At 63.0% G+C, this 23,372-nt stretch carries 19 protein-coding genes and 1 pseudogene; 6 read left to right on the plus strand and 14 right to left on the minus strand.

Going from position 1 to position 23,372, the window contains the following annotated elements:
• The first annotated feature begins 80 nt into the window (after positions 1–80).
• The 6 genes from ACLFLU_RS24065 to ACLFLU_RS24090 all read left to right on the plus strand — a co-directional run bounded on the left by ACLFLU_RS24065 (position 81) and on the right by ACLFLU_RS24090 (position 8,543).
• A complete protein-coding gene (locus tag ACLFLU_RS24065; RefSeq protein ID WP_426407340.1) occupies positions 81–1,103 on the plus strand; it encodes a sugar ABC transporter substrate-binding protein in 1,023 nt (340 codons plus the stop codon).
• A 10-nt stretch (positions 1,104–1,113) separates the two neighbouring features.
• Positions 1,114–2,616 (plus strand): sugar ABC transporter ATP-binding protein, encoded by a 1,503-nt coding sequence (locus ACLFLU_RS24070; RefSeq protein ID WP_426407341.1) that lies wholly within the window; start codon positions 1,114–1,116, stop codon positions 2,614–2,616.
• A gap of 12 nt (positions 2,617–2,628) precedes the next feature.
• Positions 2,629–3,657, plus strand: coding sequence for an ABC transporter permease (locus tag ACLFLU_RS24075; protein WP_426407342.1), 1,029 nt, complete (start codon positions 2,629–2,631; stop codon positions 3,655–3,657).
• A 287-nt stretch (positions 3,658–3,944) separates the two neighbouring features.
• Entirely contained in the window at positions 3,945–7,181 is a 3,237-nt protein-coding gene (locus ACLFLU_RS24080) for an adenylate/guanylate cyclase domain-containing protein (RefSeq protein ID WP_426414059.1), read from the plus strand.
• Positions 7,182–7,331: 150 nt separating this feature from the next.
• Positions 7,332–7,547, plus strand: coding sequence for a hypothetical protein (locus tag ACLFLU_RS24085; protein ID WP_426407343.1), 216 nt, complete (start codon positions 7,332–7,334; stop codon positions 7,545–7,547).
• A 171-nt stretch (positions 7,548–7,718) separates the two neighbouring features.
• Positions 7,719–8,543 (plus strand): hypothetical protein, encoded by an 825-nt coding sequence (locus ACLFLU_RS24090; RefSeq protein ID WP_426407344.1) that lies wholly within the window; start codon positions 7,719–7,721, stop codon positions 8,541–8,543.
• A 37-nt stretch (positions 8,544–8,580) separates the two neighbouring features.
• Here the strand turns inward: ACLFLU_RS24090 and ACLFLU_RS24095 are convergent, their stop codons facing one another.
• The 14 genes and pseudogenes from ACLFLU_RS24095 to ACLFLU_RS24160 all read right to left on the minus strand — a co-directional run bounded on the left by ACLFLU_RS24095 (position 8,581) and on the right by ACLFLU_RS24160 (position 23,372).
• Positions 8,581–9,267: a class I SAM-dependent methyltransferase gene (locus ACLFLU_RS24095; protein WP_426407345.1), complete on the minus strand. Its 687-nt coding sequence runs from the start codon at positions 9,265–9,267 to the stop codon at positions 8,581–8,583.
• A gap of 39 nt (positions 9,268–9,306) precedes the next feature.
• Positions 9,307–12,390, minus strand: a complete 3,084-nt coding sequence (locus ACLFLU_RS24100) for an AAA family ATPase (RefSeq protein WP_426414060.1) — start codon at positions 12,388–12,390, stop codon at positions 9,307–9,309.
• 156 nt (positions 12,391–12,546) lie between these two features.
• Positions 12,547–12,624, minus strand: a pseudogene (locus ACLFLU_RS24105) (zinc-ribbon domain-containing protein); the annotation flags it as partial.
• A 217-nt stretch (positions 12,625–12,841) separates the two neighbouring features.
• Positions 12,842–13,924, minus strand: coding sequence for an ABC transporter ATP-binding protein (locus ACLFLU_RS24110; protein ID WP_426407346.1), 1,083 nt, complete (start codon positions 13,922–13,924; stop codon positions 12,842–12,844).
• The gene (locus ACLFLU_RS24115) at positions 13,917–14,897 is read right to left on the minus strand and encodes an ABC transporter ATP-binding protein (RefSeq protein WP_426407347.1); all 981 of its coding nucleotides are present in this window, start codon (positions 14,895–14,897) and stop codon (positions 13,917–13,919) included. The genes ACLFLU_RS24110 and ACLFLU_RS24115 overlap by 8 nt, the downstream gene beginning before the upstream one ends.
• A complete protein-coding gene (locus ACLFLU_RS24120) occupies positions 14,894–15,715 on the minus strand; it encodes an ABC transporter permease (RefSeq protein WP_426407348.1) in 822 nt (273 codons plus the stop codon). The genes ACLFLU_RS24115 and ACLFLU_RS24120 overlap by 4 nt, the downstream gene beginning before the upstream one ends.
• Positions 15,712–16,635 (minus strand): ABC transporter permease, encoded by a 924-nt coding sequence (locus tag ACLFLU_RS24125; RefSeq protein WP_426414061.1) that lies wholly within the window; start codon positions 16,633–16,635, stop codon positions 15,712–15,714. The genes ACLFLU_RS24120 and ACLFLU_RS24125 overlap by 4 nt, the downstream gene beginning before the upstream one ends.
• Positions 16,636–16,694: 59 nt before the next feature.
• Complete coding sequence (locus ACLFLU_RS24130; protein WP_426407349.1) at positions 16,695–18,284, minus strand: ABC transporter substrate-binding protein; 1,590 nt, start codon at positions 18,282–18,284, stop codon at positions 16,695–16,697.
• A gap of 191 nt (positions 18,285–18,475) precedes the next feature.
• Positions 18,476–19,765: an S-methyl-5-thioribose kinase gene (mtnK, locus tag ACLFLU_RS24135; RefSeq protein ID WP_426407350.1), complete on the minus strand. Its 1,290-nt coding sequence runs from the start codon at positions 19,763–19,765 to the stop codon at positions 18,476–18,478.
• A gap of 33 nt (positions 19,766–19,798) precedes the next feature.
• Positions 19,799–20,146: a hypothetical protein gene (locus ACLFLU_RS24140; protein ID WP_426407351.1), complete on the minus strand. Its 348-nt coding sequence runs from the start codon at positions 20,144–20,146 to the stop codon at positions 19,799–19,801.
• Between the two features lie 47 nt (positions 20,147–20,193).
• A complete protein-coding gene (locus ACLFLU_RS24145) occupies positions 20,194–20,469 on the minus strand; it encodes a DUF1467 family protein (protein ID WP_426407352.1) in 276 nt (91 codons plus the stop codon).
• A 10-nt stretch (positions 20,470–20,479) separates the two neighbouring features.
• A complete protein-coding gene (gene mce, locus ACLFLU_RS24150; RefSeq protein ID WP_426407353.1) occupies positions 20,480–20,884 on the minus strand; it encodes a methylmalonyl-CoA epimerase in 405 nt (134 codons plus the stop codon).
• An 11-nt stretch (positions 20,885–20,895) separates the two neighbouring features.
• The gene (locus ACLFLU_RS24155; protein ID WP_426407354.1) at positions 20,896–22,566 is read right to left on the minus strand and encodes a ribonuclease J; all 1,671 of its coding nucleotides are present in this window, start codon (positions 22,564–22,566) and stop codon (positions 20,896–20,898) included.
• Positions 22,566–23,372: a biotin--[acetyl-CoA-carboxylase] ligase gene (locus ACLFLU_RS24160; RefSeq protein WP_426407355.1), complete on the minus strand. Its 807-nt coding sequence runs from the start codon at positions 23,370–23,372 to the stop codon at positions 22,566–22,568. Before ACLFLU_RS24160 ends, ACLFLU_RS24155 begins: the two co-directional genes overlap by 1 nt.

The following is a 23,372-nucleotide window of genomic DNA, read 5'->3' on the forward strand; positions in this document are numbered from 1 at the left end:
ACTCTTCGATTGTGAGACACTTTCCGGGATCGGTAGCGCAACCAATGACGCGCCGACGAAAAACGATATGGGAGCGAGCGATGTCCGGGACGAAAGATTTCTCGACGACGAGGCGCGATCTTCTTCAGGCGGCAGCGACCGCCGGCGCCGCAACTGCCATCCTCGGCAGCATGGGCATAAATCCAGCATTGGCGGCCGAAGTCGGACGAAGCGAGAAGCCGCTGAAGGCGGCATTCTCCAATGCCGGCCTGCAGGCGACCTGGTGCGCACAGGGCAAGCAGGCCGCGGAATTCTGGGGCAAGCTGTTCAACGTCGAGGTCACCTGGTTCGATGGCCAGCTTGACGCCGTGAAGCAGCGCGCGGCGATCGACAACATGGCCTCGCAGAAATGGGACTTTGTTGCGATCCAGGCCTTCGGCATCGGCACCCTCACTCAGCCCGTGCAGAAGATGATCGACGCCGGCACGCCCGTAATCGACATGGACACGCTGATTGCGCCGCTCGACCAGATCAACGTCCATTCCTTCCTCGCCCCCGACAACGAGTTCATGGGCGCCTCGGTGACGCAGGCGCTGTGCAACGCGATGGGCGGCAAGGGCAAGATCATCATGACCCAGGGCGCGCTCGGCCACACCGGCGCACAGGGCCGCGCCAAGGGGTTCAACAACGTCGTGAAGCAATTCCCTGGGATCGAGGTGCTCGACACCCAGCCGGCCGACTGGGACGTCTCCAAGACCGCGCGGCTCTGGGAAACCTATCTGACCAAATACCCGCAGATCGACGCGGCGTTCTTCCACAATGACGACATGGCGCTCGCGGCCGCCAACATCATGAAGGCGCACAACCGCACCAACATCCTGATTGGTGGTGTGGACGCGATGCCGCCGGCGATCCAGGCGGTGAGCGAGGGCCGCATGTTCGCAACCGTCCGCAATCCGTCCTGCCGGATCCATGGCGGCGCGGTCATCGCGGGCGTCGCTGCGGTCGCGGGCGGCGAGAAGAGCGGCCAGGGCATTCCCAAGAACGTCGTCACCGACGGCCCGGTCGTGACCAAGGCCAATGCCGCCGGCATGCAGTGGATGCAGGATCACTTCCTGATCTGAAATCCTCCATATGCCTGAGGGTCAACAGCCCATCCTGGAACTCCAGGGCATCACGAAGAGCTTCGGCGGCGTCGAAGCGCTTCGTGGTGTCGACTTCGCGCTTCTTCCCGGCGAGATCCACGGTCTCGTCGGCGAGAACGGCGCTGGAAAAAGCACGCTGATGAAAATCATCGCCGGCGTGCACACCGAATTCTCCGGCCGCTTCCTGATCGACGGGGCGCAGACCCACTTCCGCTCGGCGCGCGATGCGCATGCGGCCGGCATCGCTATGGTGCATCAGGAGCTCTCCGTCGCGCCCGATCTCACCGTCGCGGAGAACGTCTTTCTCGGCAACCAGCCGACCAATCGCCTTGGCCTCGTGCAATGGCGGCGCATGGCGCGCGAGGCGGGCGAGCAGCTGTCTCGATTCGGCATCGACGTCGATCCGATGTCGCGGCTCGGCGACTTGCCGATCGGGCTGCAGCAGCTGATCGAAATCGCCCGCGTGCTGTTCTCGGGCGCCCGCATCGTCATCCTGGACGAACCGACCTCCGCCCTCTCGCCGCCCGAAGTCGAGCGGCTGTTTACGACCCTGCGGCGGCTGCGGGAGCAAGGCACGGCCATCGTCTTCATCTCGCATTTCATCGAGGACATTCTTCGCGTGTCCGATACGGTCACCGTCTTCCGCAACGGCCGGAAGGTCGCCGAGACCGCGAGCGCCGCGACGAGCAAGGGCGCGCTGATCGAGGCCATGATCGGCCGCGGCGGCGAAGCGCTCGAGCACAGCTATAGCGACGATCTGATGCTGCCCAGGCCGAGCGACAGCTCGGTCGTGCTGAAGGTAGACCAGCTGTCGCTGGCGCGGAGCCTTCAGGACGTTTCCTTCGAGGCCCGCGCCGGCGAAGTGCTCGGCATCTACGGCTTTATGGGCTGCGGCCAGCAGGAATTGTCGCGCATCCTCTTCGGCAAGCTGAAGCCGGACGCCGGCACCCTCGCCGTCGATGGCAAGCCAAAGACATTTGCCAGCACGGCGGCGGCGCGGCGCGCCGGCGTGGCGCTGGTGCCGGAGAGCCGGCGCGCGATGCTGTTTCACCAGGAGCCGGTCTACAAGAACATCTCGATCAGCATCCTGGACCGCATCTCCTCGCTGCTGCTCAAGCCGGCGCAGGAGCGCGATATCGCCAAGCGCCAGGTCGAGCAGCTCCAGATCAGGCCGCCGGTGGTCGGCCTCGACCTCGGCATGCTCTCCGGCGGCAACCAGCAAAAGGTCGCGCTGGCGAAATGGCTGACCTATCCGCCAAAACTGCTGGTGCTGTGCGAGCCGACCCGCGGCATGGATGTCGGCGCCAAGAACGACGTGATCAACATCGTCCGCGACCTCCGCGCCAAGGGGCTCGCGATTATCGTGCTGTCGACCGAGCCGGAAACGGTGCTGTCGCTGGCCGACCGCATCCTCGTGCTCAAGCGCGGCGCGGTGGTGCGGGAATTCAAGAACGAGCCGGTCAGCAAGGACCGCCTGCTGGAAGCGGCGTGACGGAGAAGCACCATGGCGAGCAGTGAGACGGCACCAGTGGCGGGCCAGCGCGCAAGGGGCCTTGCGCCCTTCCTGCGCTCGCAGATGCGCAACATCGCGCCGTTCCTGACGCTGATCTTCCTCTCCGCGTTCTTCGCTCTTGCCAGCCCCTCCTTTGCGACGATCGACAATCTCGGCAACATCCTGACGCAGGTGTCGGTGACCGGCATCATCGCGGTCGGCCTCACCTTCGTGATCCTGTGCGCCGAGATCGACCTGTCGATCGCCAGCATCGCAAACGTCACCGGCATCGCGGTCGCCTACTTCACGCTCCAGGAATCCTACGTCAACATTCCGAACATCCCGCTGCCCGGCGCGATCGCGATCATCCTGTCGATCCTGCTCTGCGCGGCTCTCGGCCTCGTCAACGCGCTGGGGCTGACCGTGATCGGCATCCCCTCCTTCATCATGACGCTCGCCATGATGCAGATCGCAGCCGGCATCTCGGCGCTGCTGGTGCGCGGCCAGATCGCCTACAAGGTACCGGACCTGATCACGACTCTCGGCTCCGGCTCGATCGGCGGAATCCCGTGGATCGTCATCGTCGCAGCCATCATGCTGCTCGGCGGGCACCTGGTGCTGACCTACACGCGCTTCGGCCGCTACGTCTACATGGTCGGTGGCAACCGCGAGGCGGCCGAATATTCCGGCCTCAACGTCAAGCTCATCCTCGGCGCGGTCATGGTGATCTCCGCGGTGTGCTCCGGCATCGGCGGCATGCTGGGCGTCGCCCATTTCGGCAGCGCGCAGCAGAACGAGTTCGACACCTACCTGCTCGACTCCATCGCCGCCGTGGTGGTCGGCGGCACCAGCCTGTTCGGCGGCCGCGGCGGCATCGGCAACACCATCGTCGGCCTGTTCGTGCTCGGCGTCCTCAACAACGGCCTCGACCACGTCAACATCGACAGCTTCCTGAAAATCCTGATCCGCGGTGTGATCCTGCTGGCGGCGCTGATCATCAACGTCTATGCGCAGCGTTTACGAGAAAAAGCAGCGGAGTAGTCGGCCCGCAAAACAAAACCGCGAATACAACCCCATGCACAGTACAAATCATTGGGGAATTTGGCGCGGAGCGATTTGAGCCGGCGCTTCAGGGAAGTTTGACACGTCGGGCAAAACAGGAGCACGATGTCATCATGGCACCGATCGCGGGTCTGAGCAGCGCCAAGCTCCAACCCGTGACGCTCAGCCCCGTTGTTACCGCTTGATCCGGCCACCACCCCGCGCCAGATTGCACCGGGGTCGAGGATTGAATGCAGCAAATCGAAGAGTGGCTCGAGCAGCTGGGCATGTCCGCCTATGCCCAGCGGTTTCTGGAAAATCGCATCGATATCTCCGTGCTGGGAGATCTCAACGACCAGGACCTGCGGGAACTGGGAATCGTCCTCGGCGATCGCAAGAAGATCCTGCGCGCAATCCGCGAATTGAACGCCACCGACACCACCGCATCTTCCACCGCGTCGGCGGACACGGCGAGTGATGTCGCCGAACGGCGCCAGTTGACGGTCATGTTCTGCGATCTCGTCGGCTCGACGGCGCTGTCGACGCAGCTCGATCCGGAGGATCTGCGGAAGATCATCGGTGCATACCACCGGACCTGCGCAACGATCGTCGAGCAGAACGGCGGCTTCGTCGCGAAATATATGGGCGACGGCGTGCTGGTGTATTTCGGCTATCCGCGGGCCCATGAGCACGATGCCGAGCACGCCGTGCAGGCAGCACTTGGGCTCGTTGCTGCGGTCGGAAAGCTCGATACGGCGGCCCCCGGCAGACTTGAGGTGCGTGTCGGGATCGCAACGGGACTGGTCGTTGTCGGAGACATCGTCGGCTCCGGAGAGGCGCAGGAACGCGGTGTCGTCGGCGAAACGCCGAATCTGGCGGCCCGTTTGCAAGCCGTTGCCGGGCCTGGAATGGTCGTGATCGCGGACGCAACGCGACGGCTGGTCGGCGATCTGTTTCTGATGACGAGTCTGGGAGCCCAACAACTCAAGGGTCTCGCGGGACCGGTTGAGGCCTGGGCGGTCGAAGGCACAAACTCTATCGACGGCCGCTTCGAAGCCTTGCATCGTCGCGGATTGAGCGCCCTGGTCGGACGCGAGCGCGAATGCGCGGTGCTGGCGCAGAGCTGGTCCAGCGCTCGAACGAACGACGGGCAAGTCGTCCTCATTGCCGGCGAGGCCGGCATCGGCAAATCGCGCCTGGTGGCTGCAATTCTGGAGCAGGTCGCCGCGAATGCGCCGACGCAGCTGCGCTACTATTGCTCCCCGCAGCATACCAATTCGGCGCTTCATCCGATCGTCAAGCAGTTCGAGCGGCGCGCGAATTTTACACGCGAAGATGATCAGAAGGCACGCCTGGACAAACTTGACGCGGTGCTCGGCCGTTCATCGGCGCCTGTCTCGCACAGGGCAGCCCTTGCCGACCTGCTCCAGCTCACCAATGACGACCGCTATCCAGCCGATGGCCTGACGCCGGCGCAGCGCCGCCAACGAATGCTCGAAGCGATCGTGCTGGATATCCAGACCCAGGCGCGCTCCAATCCTGTTCTCATGATCTTCGAGGACCTGCATTGGATCGATCCGACCAGCCTCGAACTGCTTGGCCAGCTCATCGATGCGATTGCCGCCCTTCCCGTGCTACTGGTCGCGACGTTCCGGGCCGAATTTGCACCACCCTGGGCCGTACGGCCTCACATCGCAGCGATGACGCTCACCCGGCTTGGTGCGCGGGAGACCGAAGCTCTCCTCGATGAGGTGCTCGGAGAGCAGCCCCTTCCGGCCCACATCCGCAAGGAGATTATCGATCGTGCCGACGGCATACCCTTGTTTGTCCAGGAGATGACCAAGGCCGTTCTGGAGGCAGGCACCGAAATGCGACTCGTCGGAGCGATCCCCGCGGCTGCAAGCTCGGTGCCGGCCACCCTTCACGCATCCCTGATGGCGCGGTTGGACCGGCTTGGTCCTGCTAAGGAGGTTGCGCAGATCGCGGCTACGATCGGTCGCGAATTCAGCCATGCGCTGCTCGCCGCCATCGTGCCACTGATGGAGCCTGAGCTGAGACGTGCGCTCGACCGTCTCGTCGGTGCGGGGTTGGTATTTCGCCAGGGCGAGCCACAGGGCGAGCCAGTGGATGCGAACTACGTCTTCAATCACGCGCTGGTCCAGGAAGCGGCTTATGGCACGCTCCTGCGTGAGAAGCGTCGCGCGCTCCACTCTGCGCTCGCCGAGACCATTGAAATCGATTTCGTCGATATCGCCGAGAGCCAGCCGGAAGTGCTGGCCCGACATTACACCGAAGCCGGCCTGCTTGAGAAGGCGGCAGGCCTGTGGAGCAGGGCCGGAAGGCGCTCGTTGTCCCGATCGGCGTTGGTCGAAGCGGCCGAACAGCTCGCTCGCGCCCTTAACCTGATCGCCATGTCCCCCGAGACCGCGTTGTCGCGGCGTGAGCGGATCACGTTGCAAATCGAGCTCGCCAACGCCCTCATCCACACCAAAGGCCATGCGGCCCCCGAGACAGGGGCGGCCTTCGATCAGGCGCGCGCGTTGATCGAGCATGCGGAGAAGCTCGGGGATACGACGGACGATCCTCTTCTGCTCTTTTCGGTGCTCTACGGCTTCTGGGTCGCAAGCCGCATGTCGTTCCAGGCCGATGTGACGCGGGAGCTGGCCGCCCAATTCCAGGCCCTCGCCGAGCAACGGCAGGCGAGCACACCGATCATGATCGGGTACCTCCTGATGGGAATTTCCCTCGTGCTCGCCGGGGATTTGACCGTCGGCTCCGCCGAGCTCGACCGCGTAGTGGCGTTGTATCATCACGCCGAGCATCGCCCGCTGGCGATTCGGTTTGGCCACGATGTGCTCGTGTCTGCATTGGCGTGGCGCGCCTTTTCGCAGTGGGCGCTGGGTCGGATCGACGCCGCGACCGCTGATGCGGAGCGTGCAATCCGCGAGGCCCGCGAATTCGGTCACGCCGCCACGTTGATGTACGCACTCGCCCACGTGTCACTCACGCTGATCTACATGGGCAAGCTCGATGCCGCCGCCGAGTTCGCCCGCGAGCTCATGCAGCTCGCGGACGACAAGGGATCACGCTTCTGGAACGCCTATGGGACGCTGTTGCGCGGCCGCGTCCTCGCGCTCGAGGGGCAGGACCGCGTTGCCGTCGACATGATCGAGGCTGGGATTGCGGCGATGCGATCCACCGGCGCGACGGCCTATGCGCCGTGGTATCTCAGCACGTTGAGCGCGACCTACGCTCGGATCGGACGGCTTGACGACGCGCAGCGGCGGTGTGACGAGGCGTTGCTGAGGATTAGCGAAAGTGGCGAACGCTGGCAGGAAGCGGAAGCCTGCCGCATCGCCGGAGAAGTGACGCTGGCGTTCGAACCGCCTGATGTCCAACAGGCGCAGGCGCATTTCGAGCGGTCGCTCGTTGTTGCGAAACAGCAGATGGCCCGATCGTTCGAACTGAGGGTGGCCGAAAGCCTGGCTGCACTTTCGGCTTCGCGGACGTCCGCTCCATCTTAGGGATGGCCACCCTCGGCCGAAGCCAATGCCGTTTGACACGTCGGGCAAAACTGGAGCACGATGTCATCATGGCGATGGGCCGGATCGGACCCTCGCGAAGCGGAGCAAGGTCATAGTATCGTTAGGCATTTGTTTAATCTGGAGGGGAATATGGCTTCGAAGAAAGATGATGAAGGCGCCCCGTTGGCCAAAGATTTCGTTGCAGTTCGTGTCAATCTGACCGCGGCTCAATTGGACCAAGTTCTGACCGCGCTCGGTGTTGCGAAGAAGCACAGGGCTAATTTTACTCCTGGCCAAGCGTTCATTGTCCAAAAGAGGAAGCCCGCTGCGAAGAAGAAATCACAGCGACGGCCAGCAAAGAAGTAGGCGCACCAGACATTGACGAATGACTGGAAGCTTACTTCAGTTCTTAGACGCTCGGGATCACTCAAGCGGTCTCGATGGATAAGGTCTCCCGCGTTTGAGGGAGATCTTGGCGCGTTCAAGCTCCTGTCGAGTGAAGCGCCTGTCTCATTGGAACATCCATCCGGCAGGTCCATGTCAGTCCTTCCGGGTGACGTTTTTCTCGCGACGCCCGGTCATCGTGAATCGACTCGATGGGTCGTCGGTGGCGTTCCCAAAGAGGGACTACTTCCAGACAAGGAGTATTCGATACTATCGAGCTGCGGAATTGTCGGCGAACTGGTCGGCTCCTCTTCGCAGCGAAAGAATCCCCTCGGCAAAGTCGAATTTCTGGGAACGTTAGGGGCGAACAAAGCAAATCTTCGAGATTTTTCGGCAATCGGCGATGAGGGAAGCGCGGACAACGGCGCAGAACTGTACCTGATCGTGGGCACGTCCGCAGAAGTTGGAAAAACGACGGCCGGGCTCACGATCTTGCGGTCGCTTCTTCATCAGGGCTATTCGAAGGTCGCGGTCCTCAAGGCCACCGGAACCTCGTCGATCGTCGAGCTCATGACCTATCGGGATTTCGGCGCTTTCACCACGCTGGACTGCGTCGACTTCGGCCTTCCTACCACCTACCCTTCCGAGAGAAATGATATCGCGCCGATCTTTGATCGCGCCATTCAGTACATTCTCGGATTACCCGCTGAAGCCGTATTGATCGAGTGCGGCGGAGACATCCTGGGCGCAAACGTTCCAATCTTCCTCGAACGTCTCAAGCAAACGCGGCCGGTCGACAAGCTCGTGCTCGTCGCACCGGACTCACTGGCGGCGTTTGGCGGCCTCCGCATCCTGGAGAAGATGGGCTTGGCGGCGGATCTGCTGACTGGCCCCTGCACCGACACGCCGACCCTGCTGGAGAGGACCCAGAAACTGTGCGGGGTTAAAGCGATGAACATGTTGGGACCACGCCCCTGACGCTGGTGGCTGATGTCGGCTCAAGCCCTCGCGCCAGCTAGCGCATCTTGACGCGTGCGCTGATCGCCCAAAAATGAGTTAGTCGTGTGATGCGCACTCGATCACAATATTCCGAAAGCGAGCGCCTCAGTGCATCATCGGCAGGATAATTCTTGACGATTTCATAGAGCACATTGTCCTTACCCACTCTTATTTCGTGCCTGTCTCCGAAGCGATCATGCCTCGAGATCGGGTTCTTCGCCGTATTCCTGCGGTAAACTTCATCGACGAGCAGGAGCTTCGCGCCTGGCGCAAGCCGCGACAGGAATTGCGCGATGAATTTTCCTTGCTCCCGTTTCCTCAGATGGGACCACCAAAGCACGGCGATTCCAACTTCGAATGTGGTGTCGAAAGCAGGCAGGCGGAATGCGTCGGCGGTGACGAGCGAAACATTCGAGCCAAGGCGGCGCCCGGCTGCAATGGCCAATGTCTCGGCGTTGAAGTCGGTTGCGACCACCAGCCTGGCCGACCGAGAACACACCTGTGTCCAATAGCCCGTGCCTGCAGCGATCTCCAACACGCTCTTTCCCTTGACGTGTCGCGTTACCCATCTCCGCAGCCCGGCGAGATCTGCCTGACGCCGGCGCAGCTTGTAAATATCATCGTATTCAGACGCCCGTTGCTTGTAGTACGTCTTGAGTGCGTCCGAGCCGCTGCGGATCATGACTCCACTGGATTTCAGCATAGGAATGGCTCAATCCTCTGCAGGATTTCCGGACAAGCGCTATGTGCCGATGACGGCCGTTATGCGGGCTAGAAGATTCGAGGCCATCTTGAACTCCAGCGTCGATTGACCTTCGGTCAAGCCAGACAGGGCTGGCAAAAGGACCTTGTACGCGGCGTCGACCTTACCTTCGGCATGCCAGCATGTTGCCTGGGCGAGCGCGGCTCTCAGCTCCCAAAGCATTGCTCCCTGCCTTCTGGCTATCGCTACGGCGTCGGCAAGCCACAGGTCTCTTTCAGTGACACTTGCCGCGCAAACCAGGGCCCGCATCCGCATGATTTCCGACTTGCACCAGATCTCACCAGTTAGCTCCACCAGCTGGAATGCCCTCTCCAACAGCGTGGACGCCTCGGCGCCCTGCCCCTGCTCGTGGTGCACTTCCGCAGCCGCTGCCATGAAGAACGGCAGAATGACCGAGTGACCAGCCTCGTCCAGTTCGGCAATATGGCGCCTCATCGCTTCCAGGTGACTTACAGAGGCTTCCATCCGCGACAATGCCCATGAGTGGAAAAAGCCGCCTTCACGCTTCCCCAGAAAGGTTTCGTGGACTCTGTTCACTTCCAGAAGTCGTGCGGAAAGCGCTGCACAGCCCTCCACGTCGCGCCACATGATACGCTGTACGCAAGCCCTCCTCAGGGCAAGCACCAAGGTGATGACATGATTGAGCGATTCCGCATGCCTCACGCCTTTCATTGCCGTTTCGCAGCCGGATTCGGGATAGCCCATCGCGGTCTGCGACATGCCAATGATCGTATACATGGACGCCTTCATGTCCCGACTGGCCAAATTGGCCTCAGGGCCATCCCGATCGACTTCGTAGTCGGTCAGCAACCTGGAGAGGACGTCGCAGGTATCGCCAAACTGTCCACGAATGAAATGCGCCAATCCTGCAGCCCGCAACGACATCACTTTCGACCGGGAGCCGGCTAGTTTTGTATCCTGGTGGAGCTCTCGAATATCGGCGGCGCATCGAGACAGGCTCTCCGCATCCGAATGCGTAAAATGGTAGTTGATCAGACCATCATAGACTCTCAGAAGAGATACGGCATCACCGGTACGCAGGCTTAATGTACGAGCTCGCTCATAGCAAGTCAGAACCTCTTCGCTGCCCGACCCGCGAAGATCGATGAGTGCTCGCCCGAGCTGCAATTGCAATATCAGTTCTCGTTCAGCGCTCTGTGCCTCCGATGGAAGCAGGTCTTGCTGACGAAGAGCATTCTTCAAATGGCTGGCTTTCTCGGCTAGCGCCGAGCGACCCGATGCTTTTTCTGCGGCAAGCAAGTAGTACTTTATGGATCGGGCCGGCTCACCGGCCTCTTCAAAATGAAGCGCCAACACCTCGGTGTTAGTTATCGGACTATGTTCGGCGGTTCCTTCCAAGAGCAAAGCAAGGCGGAGATGCAGATGGCGCCTGCGATTACGCAAAATGGAGTCATAAGCAGCATTCTGAACCAGAGCGTGCTTGAATGAATAGACGCTCGCGGGCGCGCGCCCGAAACCATTCACAAGCCCCGCCGCAGTCAGCTCGTCGAGCGCGGCAATCAAACTGCTCTCGTCCAGGTCACTAATGCTCTTGAGAGCGTCGTATGAAAACTCTCGTCCGATCACCGATGCCGTCTGAGCTACTTCTTTCGCATTGGGGTGGCGATCCAATCGCGCCGTTAAAGATGCGTGGAGTGAGGGTGGAACCAACGAACGTCCCGCACCAATCTTGAGTTGGTCGAGTTGGATTTCCAAAACTGATTTGGTTAGCTCCTCAATATGCAGCGGCACGCCGTCAGAGCGGGATACTATTTCATCGATTACTTCTGCTGACAGGGCATGCTCGCCGGCTACGGCACGAACAAGCAAAGCTGCGTGCCGCCGATCGAACCCGGTCAGGATCAAGTGAGTCACCTGCGGACGGGTGATCCAGGGCGGCCGGAACTCCAAGCGACCGCTGGCGATCAACATGAGAGGAAATTGATCTATTTCATCGACCAGCCTTTCTATTAGATCCAACGTGACTTGATCCGCCCAATGCAAATCTTCAAAGACAGCCAGCCTGGCGGATTGGGACGTCTGCATTCTCAGCAATCGAATGATCGAAGCCAGGGTCATGTCTCTTTTCCTGCGCGCCGACAAGTCGAGCGGCAGACTTGGCGTCGGCATCGCAATCGAAAGAAGGTCACCGATCAGGAAACCATCGATTTCCGTAGCACCGTATTCCGCAAGCAGAAGCGCCAACTTCTCGGACCTCACGGGCATGGAATCTCCGCCTTCGATCTTCGCCGCGAGCTCGATGTGGCGGATGATCGGGTAGAGCGGAGCGTCCTGCTGGTGTGCTGAACATGAAAATTGTAGCGGCGGAAGTCGATCTCCTCCCTGACTTGCATCCTCAAGGACCGAGATGAGCCTGGATTTCCCGATCCCTGCTTCACCGATCAACAGACACATCACCCCCTGACCTGCGAGGACCTGGTCCCATCGGCGCAGAAGCAGGCTCGTCTCCTCCGTTCGGCCGATCAGCGGCGTCTCGATTGAACGAAGAGCCTTGAAACGACTTCCGATGATATTTTCCTTGGTGACCTCCCAAGCGGTGACCGGCTCCTTCAGGCCTTTCAGGTTCAAAGGGCCCAAGCGTCGGTACTGAAACATCTCACCGGTCAGTCGACGTGTCGCCTCATCGATCACCACCGCACCTGTCTCTGCGATTGCTTGCAATCTGGCTGCGAAATTCGGAGTTTCGCCGACCGCAGTTTGAGAATCCCTGTCCCCATCTACGATAGCGCCGATAACGGCTATGCCGGTCGCGATGCCAACACGACACCTGAGCGAACCGGGAGGCCCCGCTGGGCTGCTCAGATGATGAACGGCCTCGGCCGCAAGCAAGCCACTCCGCACCGCGCACTCGGCGTCGTCCTCATGTGCGCTCGGATAGCCAAAATATGCGAGTATGCCATCGCCTATGTAGCGAGCGACATATCCCCCATTGTCCGTGACCAGGTTCGTCACACAATTGTGGTGAGCGGAGATCGCCTCGCGCAAATCTTCCGGGTCCAGCCTCGTTCCAAGCGCTGTCGACCCAACGAGGTCGACGAACATGACCGTGAGCCGACGACGCTCAACCTGCGGCTTGGCGCCCGCCTTGGGAGCATCGGCTGCTTCGCGTTCTTCGGGAAATTCCCTGGCGCTGGTCTGGCCGCAGACAGAGCAAAATCGCGCGCCTGCGGCGTTCTGGTGTCCGCACGAACCGCATTGCCATGAAAGGGGCATACCGCAGTCACGGCAAAACTTTGAACCGGCAGCAACGTGCAACCCACAGCGGGAGCAGAGCATATCCACCTGCTAATCCGGACCGCGCTGCGACCAATTTGATCCCAACAAAAGCTTAGAGTCCAGCTGACCTGCTGTCACGTGCCAGCAGGGGTGCTGCCTGAATAATCAATTGCGCCTCGCCACAGTTGAATATTCGTTATTTTGCGGTCACAGGTTGTCGATCCTCGCCCACAAGCCCGGATGTCGCCGGCCACGGAGTACCTATCGAGCGAGCCGTTTAGTGGTCTGGCGCATGCCGGACGTGCGCTCCGTGCGACCCACTTTCGCTCGAAGCTGCCACCGCCTGCCCGGCAATCTCCCCGCTGCGCCAGCACCTCACCGCATGCCCATCGGGCCGCGTCTCCAGCATCGGCCCCGGCTCGCGACGGCACCTGTCCTCCGCATAACGGCAGCGCGGGCTGAAGGCGCATCCATTCGGCGGATTGAGCGGATTGGGAAGATCGCCCCCCGTCGTGGCGAGCGGTGCATGGTGCAAGGGATCGGGAATGGCGGCGATCAGGGCCTGCGTATAGGGGTGCGCCGGGCGCTCAAAAATTTCGCGCCAGTCGCCGTTCTCGACGATGCGGCCGAGATACATCACGGCGACCCGGTCGCTCATGTGCTCGACGACGCCGAGATCATGGCTGATCATGATGTAGGAGAGACCGAGCGTGTCCTTCAATTCCAGCAACAGATTGATGATCTGGGCGCGGATCGAGACGTCGAGCGCCGAGACGGGCTCGTCGCAGATGACGATTTTGGGATTGAGGATCAGCGCACGCGCAATGCCGATGCGCTGGCGCTGGCCGCCGGAGAATTCATGCGGGTAGCGGTCGGCCTGCTCGGGCCGCAGGCCCACGTGGCGCAACATGGTCGCGACACGGTCCTCGATCTCGCTCTTCGCGGTCACGCCATGTACACGCAGGGGATCTTCCAGCGTGCGGCGAACGGTCTGGCGCGGATTGAGCGAGGCGTAGGGATCCTGAAAGACGATCTGGACAATGCGGGCCAATGACTTCCGGTCGCCGGATGGCCGACCGGTCACGACCAGCCCGTCCAGCACGATGCGGCCGCGCGTCGGCGTCAGCAGGCCCAGGATCGACAGGGCGACGGTCGACTTGCCCGAGCCGGACTCGCCGACGAGGCCGAGGCATTCGCCGCGCTTCAGCTTGAGATCAACGCCATCGACGGCACGAAGCATCCGCTGGCCGCGGCCGAACAGGCCGCCGCCGAGCGGAAAATGCACCGCGAGATCCTCGACGCTGAGAATGAGATCGTCGTCCGGCCTCCCCTCGCCCGATCTGGTTTTGGGCTCATGCATGGTGATGGCACCTCACCAGACCGCCGGCCTCCAGAAAATCCGCGGTCGGCGCGACGGTCCTGCAAATGTCAGTCGCCTGCGTGCAGCGCGGGTTGAACCGGCAGCCGTCCGGGAAATTGGTGATGGCCGGCACGACGCCAGCGATCTCCCTCAGCCTGTTACGGCCGAGCGCAGCCCGGCTGCCGAGTCGCGGCAGCGAGGCGACGAGGCCTTGGGTATAGGGATGCGAGGGGGCACGAAAAATATCGGCGGAGCCACGCTCCTCGACGATGCGGCCGGCATACATCACGGCGACCCGGCGGCAGACATTGGCGACCAGGCCGAGATCGTGGCTGATCATCAGGATCGCCGTGCCTCGCTCGGCGCACAGGTTGCGCATCAGCTCGATGATTTCGGCCTGCACGGTCACGTCGAGCGCGGTGGTGGGCTCGTCCGCGATCAGGAGGTCCGGACCGCAGGCCAGCGCAATCGCGATCATCACGCGCTGGCGCATGCCGCCGGAAAGCTGGTGCGGGTAATCGTTCACGCGCCGCTCCGGCGCTGGAACGCGGACGTTCGCGAGCGCCTCGACTGCGAGCTGATTGGCCTCCCGCCAGCTCTTGCCCTTGTGCAGCACGAACATCTCGGCGATCTGCCGTCCGACGGGCGAGACCGGGTTGAGCGCCGTCATCGGCTCCTGGAAGATCATGGCGATGCGATTGCCGCGCAGGTCCCGTTGCGCGGCCGCCGACAGGTGCTGAATCTCCCGCCCGTCAAACCGGATGACGCCGCCACCGATCGACAGCGGCTGCCGCAACAGGCCGATCAATGCGAGCGCCGTGATGCTCTTGCCGCAGCCGGATTCGCCGACAAGGCCGAAGGTCTCGCCGCGATCGATGCGGAATGAAATGCCCTCGGCCGCCGCAACGCGCCGCGATCCATCGTCAAGATCGATGCGCAAATCCTCGACTTCGATCAGCGGCGCGCCCGTCATGTCCGCCGGCTCCGCGATTGAGGATCGAGGATGTCGCGCAGGCCGTCGCCAAGCAGGTTGAGGCCGAGCACCGTCAGGAAGATGGCGAGGCCCGGAAACACCGACAGCCATGGCGCTGTCGTGATCTGGTCGCGGGCGTCCGACAACATGCTGCCCCAGCTCGGAAACGGCGGTCGGACGCCGAGGCCGAGGAACGACAGAGCGGCTTCGGAGAGGACCGCGCTGCCCATGCCGAGCGTGCCGATGACGACGATCGGCCCAAGCATGTTCGGCAGCAGCTGCGTCATCATGATGCGCAGATCGCCATAGCCGAGCACGGTGGCGGCCTGCACATAGCCCTGGCTCCGCAGCGACAGCGCCGAGGCCCGCGCGATCCGGCAGGTGAAGGACCAGTTGGTCAGCCCCAGCGCGATCAGCAGGCTGGTCAGGCCCGGTCCAAGCACCGCCATGATAGCCAGCGCGAAGATCAGCGAGGGGATCGCGAGCATGACATTGGTCAGGGCGTTGACAAAATCGTCCCACCAGCCGCCCCAATAACCAGCGCTCAGGCCCAGCGCCACGCCGATGACGCTGTTGATGAGCTGCGAGACGATGCCGACCGTCAGCGAGACGCGCGCGCCGTAGACGACGCGGGAATAGATGTCGCGGCCCTGGTCGTCGGTGCCGAACCACCAGGTCCAGCTCGGGGGCTCCTCCGCGTTCAGCAAATTGGCGTCCATGACAGGATCGGTGTGTGCCAGCCAGGGCGCGAGCAGGCCGACCACGATCGCGAGCGCGAACAGCGCGCCGCCGATGATGAGATTGGCGCGAAGCTTCATGCGTATCTGATCCTCGGATCGATCACGCCGTAGAGCACGTCGATCAGCAAGTTGATCGCGAGAAAGGCCAGCACCACCACGAGAATGGAGCCCTGGACGGCCGGAATATCGCGCTGCAGGACGCTGTCCACGAGCAGCGAGCCGATGCCCGGCCAGGAAAACAGCTTTTCGACGACGACCGCCTGCCCCATCAGGCCGCCGAACTGCAGGCCGACGGTGGTGAGAATGATGACGAGCGCGTTGCGCATCACATGCCACTTCACCACGCGGGTCTCGCTCATGCCCTTGGAGCGCGCGGTGCGGACGAAATCAGCCGTCATGATCTCGAGCACAGCTGCGCGCGTCGTCCGGGCAAACAGCGCCATCGGCGAGACGCCGAGCGTCACGGCCGGCAAGAGCAGATATTTCAGGCCGCCATCGCCATAACCGAAACTCGGCAGCCAGCCGAGCTTCAGCGCAAACAGATACATCAGCACCAGCCCGAGCCAGAATTTGGCAATGGACAGGCCCGATACCGCCACGACCATCGCGGCACTATCGACCAGACCACCCGGCCGCAATGCGGCAATGAAGCCGAGCGGCACGCCGAGCAGAACCGCAAACGCCATGGCGGTGAAGATCAGCTGCAGCGTCGGCCAGGCCCGCTTGGCGATCATGGAGGTGACGGGTTCGCGGGTCCGGAACGACGTGCCGAAATCACCGGTGGCGAGCTTGGCGATATAGGCGCCGAAACGCACATAGACGGGATCGTCGAGACCGAGCTGCTTCTTCAGGCGCAGCTCGACCTGGGGGTCGGCGTCGTCGCTCAGGCTCGAGACGATGCTGCCGGGAACGACGCTGAACAGCACGAACACCAGAGCCACGACGGCGAGCACGGTCGGAATGGTCTGCAGGAGGCGGCGGATCAGGAAGGAGAGCATCGGCACTTTCTTCCCTCCCTCCATCGTTCATTGCGATGGAGGGAGCACGAGAACGCGGGTCACTTCGCGGGCGAGGTCTCGTCGACCCAGATATCCTCGACGTTCTGGTGGGTCAGCTCGGTCGCGTTCAGCTGAACTCCGTGAAGCCACGGCTGCACCGCCATGACCGCCTTGTTGTAGTTGAAGAACCAGACCGGCGCCTCGTCATAGAGCAGCGCATTGGCCTTCTGCATCAGCTGGGTGCGCTTTGCGGAATCGTCGGCCTGCCCGGCCTCGTCGAGGATCTTGTCGAACTCGGCGTTCTTGAAATTCATGTAGTTGCAGGCCGATTGCGGCGTCGACGAATGGAAGCATTTCAGCGCGGCCTGGGGGTCCGGGCCGGTCTGCTGGGAATAGATGAAGGCCTGGTAGTCACCCGAGCGAACCACCTCCGACAGCACCGCGGCCTCGACCTGCTTGACCTTCACCTTGATGCCGACCTTGTCCAGCATCGGGATGACGGCCGAGACGATCGGCAGGCCCCAGCTTTCATTCTGGCTGGTGGTCCATTCGAATTCGAAGCCCGAGGGATAGCCTGCGTCCGCGAGCAGCTGCTTGGCCTTGGCGGGATCGTAGGGGTACGGCTTCATGGCCTTGTCGTAGGCCGGCGAGGTCAGCGGCAGCCAGCTGGTGGCGCGATAGGCCTTGCCCTTGACCAGCTTGTTGATAATCAGGTCGGTGTCGATCGCGTAGTTGATCGCCTGCCGGACGCGCTTGTCGGCGAACGGCTTGAATGCGGGATTCATCCCCATGTAACGCGTGAAGACCTCGGCGACCTCGGCGATGGTGCCCTTGAGGTTGGGATCGGCCTGATAGGCGACATACTGCGCCGGCCCCAGCACCGAGGTGTCGATCTCCTTATTGCGGAACGCGACATCGCGCGCCGCAGCCTCGGCCATGATCGACACGATGACCTTGTCGGCGTAGGGCTTGCCGGGCTTGTAGAACCGGTCCCACCGCTCCATCACGATGCGCGATCCGGGCACGTGCTCCACGAACTTGAACGGTCCGAGGCCGATCGGATGCTGGATGAAGCTGTCCTTGACGGCTTCATCGGCAGGATAGATCGAGGTCAGCGCGGTGAAGAGATAGAAGCCCGGATCGACCTTCTCGGTCAGCTTCATTTCGACGGTGAAGTCGTCGATCTTCTTCAGGCCGGAAATTTCCTTGGCCTGGCCTTTCTCCACCGCGGCCGCGCCCTCGATGATGCGCACATAGCGCGCACCGGGATAGGCCTTGGTGCCGTCCATGATGCGGTTATAGGACCAGATGAGGTCGTCGGCCGTCATCTTGCGGCCGTTGTGGAAATAGGCGTCGGCGCGGAGCTTGAAGGTGTAAACGAGACCGCCGCCGGAGACGACGACCTCCTTGGCCAATTCCGGGACCGGCTTTCCTTCCGCGGAATCCCAGATGTAGAGCGAGCGATGCAGCGCCTTGGCGTAGATCTCGTCCTGGGCACGCTGGGTCGTGTGGATGTCCAGGCTGGTGAAGCTCGAGCCATAGGGCGCGGTCATGCGGATGGTTCCGCCCTTGCGCGGTGTCTGGGCCTCTGCCGGGGCGGCGAGCGCCAGTCCCAGGCCCGCTACGATCGCAATCATCCTGAACATCATGTGTCCCCCAACGCAGGTATTCCGATCAGGGATTTGATCATTCGGAGCCCGTCGAACGCAAGCTTCGTTTTGATGGCGATCAGCCGGTTCCGCGCCTCGGGGGCCGGGTTGCATCCCCCAGCGATGCAAGCCGCCGATTGACGCGGTGCGTCATAGAGCGACCAGGACCAGGTGGACCGTGCGCGACGTCTTCAGCTGGACAATTCCGGCTGCCAATCGCGCAGTTTTCGCGCAGCGCCGCTAACGTCGGCGATCGTCCGAAACGCCACCGCCTCCACCATCATTCCCCGCGCCAGCCGCACGGCGCGGGCTTCGCTGATGGCGCGCTTCCTGGGGTCCTCGATCAGCTCGAAATCGATGTTGTGGGCGAGGCCGAAGATGCGGCGGATCGTTTTGGCGGCGGCAAAGCCGACCGTGTCGGTGAACAGACGCTGCATGTAGGCCTGCCGTTCGAGCTCCAGCCGCGCAGCCCCCTTCTCGCCGGCGAAGAGCGAGACCGGATAGGCGTCGCCGCGGGCCTCCGATCGCCAGAGGTCGAGGAATTTGGCGGCGAACCCGTTCCAAACCTGGTCGACCGTCTCCAGCACCCAGCCCTCGAATTCGCGCCGCTCGCCCGGTGCGCGCTCGTGGCCGGCGGAGGCAAAATAGGCCATCAGGAGGTTCGCCAGCACTGCGCCGACGTCAAACCCCATCGGGCCGTAGAAGGCGAATTCCGGGTCGATGACGCGTGTCTCGCTCTCGGTCACCATGATCGAGCCGGTATGGAGATCGCCATGAAGCAGCGCTTCGGGGCTCGCCATGAATTTCAGCTTCAGCCGGGAGATCGCGACATGCAGCTCCATGTCGTCGCGCAAGGACGCGGCCAGGCCGTCGAGATACGGCGCGGTCCAGCGGTTCTGCTCGGCAATGCGGTAGGGATCGGTGAAGATCAGATCCTCGGTGATCTTGCACAGCGCATGGTTGCCGGCGAAGGCCGCGATGGCCTCCTTCTTTTCCGCGGCGGAGCACGCGAGGTCGGAGCTCAAGAACAGCGTCCGCGCCATGAACGTCGTGATGTCGTCGACGAAGCGCGGATAGCGCGTCGCAGCCACCAGCCCCTTGCGCATGATGATGTGGGGCTCGAGCAGCTCCATCACGGTGAGTGCCAGCGTCTCGTTGTGGTGCAGCAAGGCCGGCACGAGGCCGGGCGCGAGCTCGGCTTGCCGGGTCAGCGCGAGATATTCGTAATGGGCCCGCGACAGCGGCAAGGGCCAGCTCTCGCCGACGAGGCGGACGTAAGGCAGCGCCTGCTTCACGGCGATGCCGCCGCTTGCGCCTTTGACGATGAAAACGAGGTTGAGATTGCCGTCGCCGACCTCGGTGATCCCCCAGGCAGCCGGCGCGCCGCCGAGCAGCGCCGCGATGTCAGGCAGGCCCGCGAGATAGTCCCGCAAGGCTGCTTCCTTCAGAATCCGATAATCCCCCGTCCGGCTCCCGGTCATGACGATCCCATCCCATGCTTGATGGCCGGATCGTTACTCCCGCTCCAGGAAGCTCGAGCCGATCTCGGCCTTTCTTTTGATGGGATCGTAATCGCAATAGACGCTGTCCGCCACCAGCGTGTAGCTGGCGCTGACGGTGTATTTGTCCAGCTTGACCGAGTTCAGGCCGATCACCGAGGTGCTTTTGCCGCCGTTCCATTTGAACGGCGTCGAGCTCTTGACCTGCTCGCAGGCCTGCACGGCCTCGTTGAAGACGTAGCCCTCGACGAACGCCTTCAGCGTTCGCACCTGCACGGCCATCCTCCACTCAAAATAGCCGATCGCCCCGAGACCGGCGACGATCAGCACCAGAAGCGCGACGACGATCCTCTGAAAAGTCATTTGCTCCCCCAAACCAGACGCAACGCGGAAAAATCTGGCAAAAATCGCTAAAACGGCATTCCCATCAATTTCGACAGGCGTTCGATCGAGAGATAGCCGGCCTGATAGGCCACCATGCCGAGGCCATAGATGATCGCCGAGATGATCGTGGTCCAGATCAGCTTGCGCTTCATGCCGGTCATAACAGGTGCGCCTGGGTCCGTGCCGGGCGCGCCGACGCCGTCCTCGTGCTGGCTGCGCACGCCGAACGGCAAGGTCAAAAACAGCGCGATCCACCAGATGACGAAGTAGATCGCGAGCGCGGTTGAGATTTGGACGGCCATGGGTGCGGCCCTACGCCTGCTCGATTTCGACCAGCGCGCCGGAAAAGTCCTTTGGGTGCAGGAACAGCACCGGCTTGCCGTGGGCGCCGATCTTCGGCACGCCGTCGCCGAGCACGCGGGCGCCCTCCTTCACCAGGATGTCGCGCGAGGCGATGATGTCGACGACCTCGTAGCAGACGTGGTGGATGCCGCCGTCGGCATTGCGCTCGAGAAACTTTGCGATCGGCGAGGTCTCGCCGAGCGGCTCGATGAACTCGATTTTGGTGTTGGGGAGCGTCGCGAACACGGTGGTGACGCCATGCTCGGGCAGCGCGACGGCCTCGGAAATCTGCGCGCCGAACGCGGCGCCGTAGATCTTGGCAGCCTTGATGGCGTCCTTTGTGGCGATCGCCACGTGGTTGAGCCGGCCGAGCATGTTCGTCTCCCTTACACCGTCAGGACGTGTACCAGACAGGGGGGCTTTTTGCCCCAATGTTCGTTGATGACCGCCCGGACAGCGCGTCGCACCGATTCAGCCAGCGCATCCGGATCCCGGCGGCGCGCCTTCGGCAGGCCCTCGACCGTGGACATCACGGCATCGAAGACGATGTCGTCGAAGGGCTCGCCGGCACGGTTCTTTTCGGGAATGCCAACCAGATCGACCTCGGGCTCATCGACAAGCTCGCCCTGCGCGGTCATGGCGATGGCGACGAAGGCGCAGCCGGAGAACGCCATGCGGCGGCGCTCGACCACCGCGCGAGATTTGGAATCTTCAAGAATCGTGCCGTCCTTGTAGAGCCGGCCCGACGGCACCTCGCCGACGATGCCGGGATCGCCGGGACCGAGCTTGACGAGGTCGCCGTTGCGGACGACCAGGACGCGCGGCACGCCGGCGGCGCGCGCAAGCTTGGCGTGCTCGTTCAGGTGCAGGGCTTCGCCATGGACGGGGAGCAGGAGCTGCGGCTTCACCCAGGAGATCATGTCGCGCAGCTCGTCGCGGCGGGGATGGCCGGAGACGTGGACCAGATGGTCGCGGTCGGTGAGGACCTCGACGCCCTGCAGCACCAGATTGTTGATGATCGAGCCGACCGCCTTCTCGTTGCCTGGAATCGTGCGCGAGGAGAAGATCACGCTGTCGCCGCGGTTGAGCGTGATCTCCGGGTGGTCGTCATTGGCGATGCGCGCCAGCGCGGCGCGGGACTCGCCCTGGCTGCCGGTGCAGAGCGCCAGCACCTTGTCCTGCGGCAGATGGCCGTAGACCTCGGGCGAGCGGAAATTCTGCACGCCGTCGAGATAGCCGGTCTCGCGCGCGACCTGCACCACGCGCTCCATGGCGCGGCCGACCACGACGACCTCACGGTCGGCGGCCTTCGCGGCATCGGCGACGGCCTTGATGCGGGCGACGTTGGAGGCGAAGGTCGTCACCGCGACGCGGCCCTTGGCGGCCTTCACGAGGTCGATAATGGTGCGGGCGACCTCGGCTTCGGAAGGCGACCGACCGTCGCGCACCGCATTGGTGGAATCGCCGATCAGGGCGAGCACGCCCTCCTCGCCGAGCTCGCGCAGCCGCTTCTCGTCGGTGGGGCGGCCCAGCGTCGGAGTCGGATCGATCTTCCAGTCGCCGGTGTGCAGCACCGTGCCGGCCTCGGTGTGGATCGCCAGCGCATGCGCTTCGGGAATGGAATGCGCGACCGGGATGAACTCAACGTTGAACGGGCCGATGTCGATGCGCCCGCCCGATGGGACCACGGTGACGGGAATCTTCGGCGCGTTGCGCTCGGCGGCGCATTTGGCCTCGAACAGGGCCGCACTGAACTGCGTCGCGTAGATCGGGCATTTCAGCTGCGGCCAGAGATCGATGATCGCGCCGAAATGATCCTCATGGGCGTGCGTCAGCACCAGACCCATCAGGTTCTTGCGCTCCTTCTCCAGGAAGCTGATGTCCGGCATGATCAGGTCGATGCCGGGCAGATGCTCCTCGTCGCCGAAGGAGACGCCGAGATCGACCGCCAGCCAGGAGCGCTGGTGGCGGTTGCCAAGGCCGTAGATCGACAGGTTCATGCCGATCTCGCCGACGCCGCCGAGCGGCGCAAATACCAGTTCGTCGGGTCTCGCCATCACGCAGCTCCCACCGAACGGACCGGGCCGAAGAACACCTCGCCCGCGGCAATCGGCACGCGACGCCCCTCCGCGGTGCGGACGATCAGGCAGCCGGTGTCGTCGATCGTGTCAAAAATGCCTTCCAGCACCGTGGTTCCCGTGTGGATCGCGATCGGCTCGCCAAGACGGGCGGCGCGCTCGAGCCAGAGTTTTCGGATCTCGGCAAAGCCGCGGCCATTGTCCCAGATGCCGCGAAACTCGACCCACGCATCCGTCAGCGCCGAAAACAGTTCTTCCGCGCTGATCTGGACGCCGAGGGCCGCGAGCGACACGGCCGGCGTCGGCGTGCCCTCGGGCGCTGCCACGATATTGGTACCGATGCCGACGACGATGGCGAGGCGATCGCCGACGGCTTCGGCCTCCAGGCCAATGCCGACCAGCTTCTTTCCGTTGGCGAGGACGTCATTCGGCCATTTCAGGGTGTATCGCGGCCGGTCGGGGCCGAGCCGCAGCGCAGCCTCGATACTGACTTTCTCGAGGGCGGCTTCCTCCGCCAGCCCCGCGGCAAAACCGATTGTGGCGGCGACCGCTGGTGCGACGTCCAGCACTTCAAGGAGGCTGGCCGCAAGATTGCCACGGGGCGAGACCCAGGCACGCTGGCGGCGGCCGCGGCCCGCCGTCTGCTCGGCTGTCACGAACCACATCGGGCCCCGCTCGCCTGCGCGGGCGCTTTCGATCGCATCCGTATTGGTCGAGCCGGTCCGCTCAGAAGCTGCGAGCTTGTAGCCCGCTGCGATTGCACGAGGACCGAGCGCGAACCCCAT

It is taken from the genome of Bradyrhizobium ganzhouense (genome assembly GCF_049949285.1).
In the GTDB taxonomy this organism is placed as follows: domain Bacteria; phylum Pseudomonadota; class Alphaproteobacteria; order Rhizobiales; family Xanthobacteraceae; genus Bradyrhizobium; species Bradyrhizobium ganzhouense.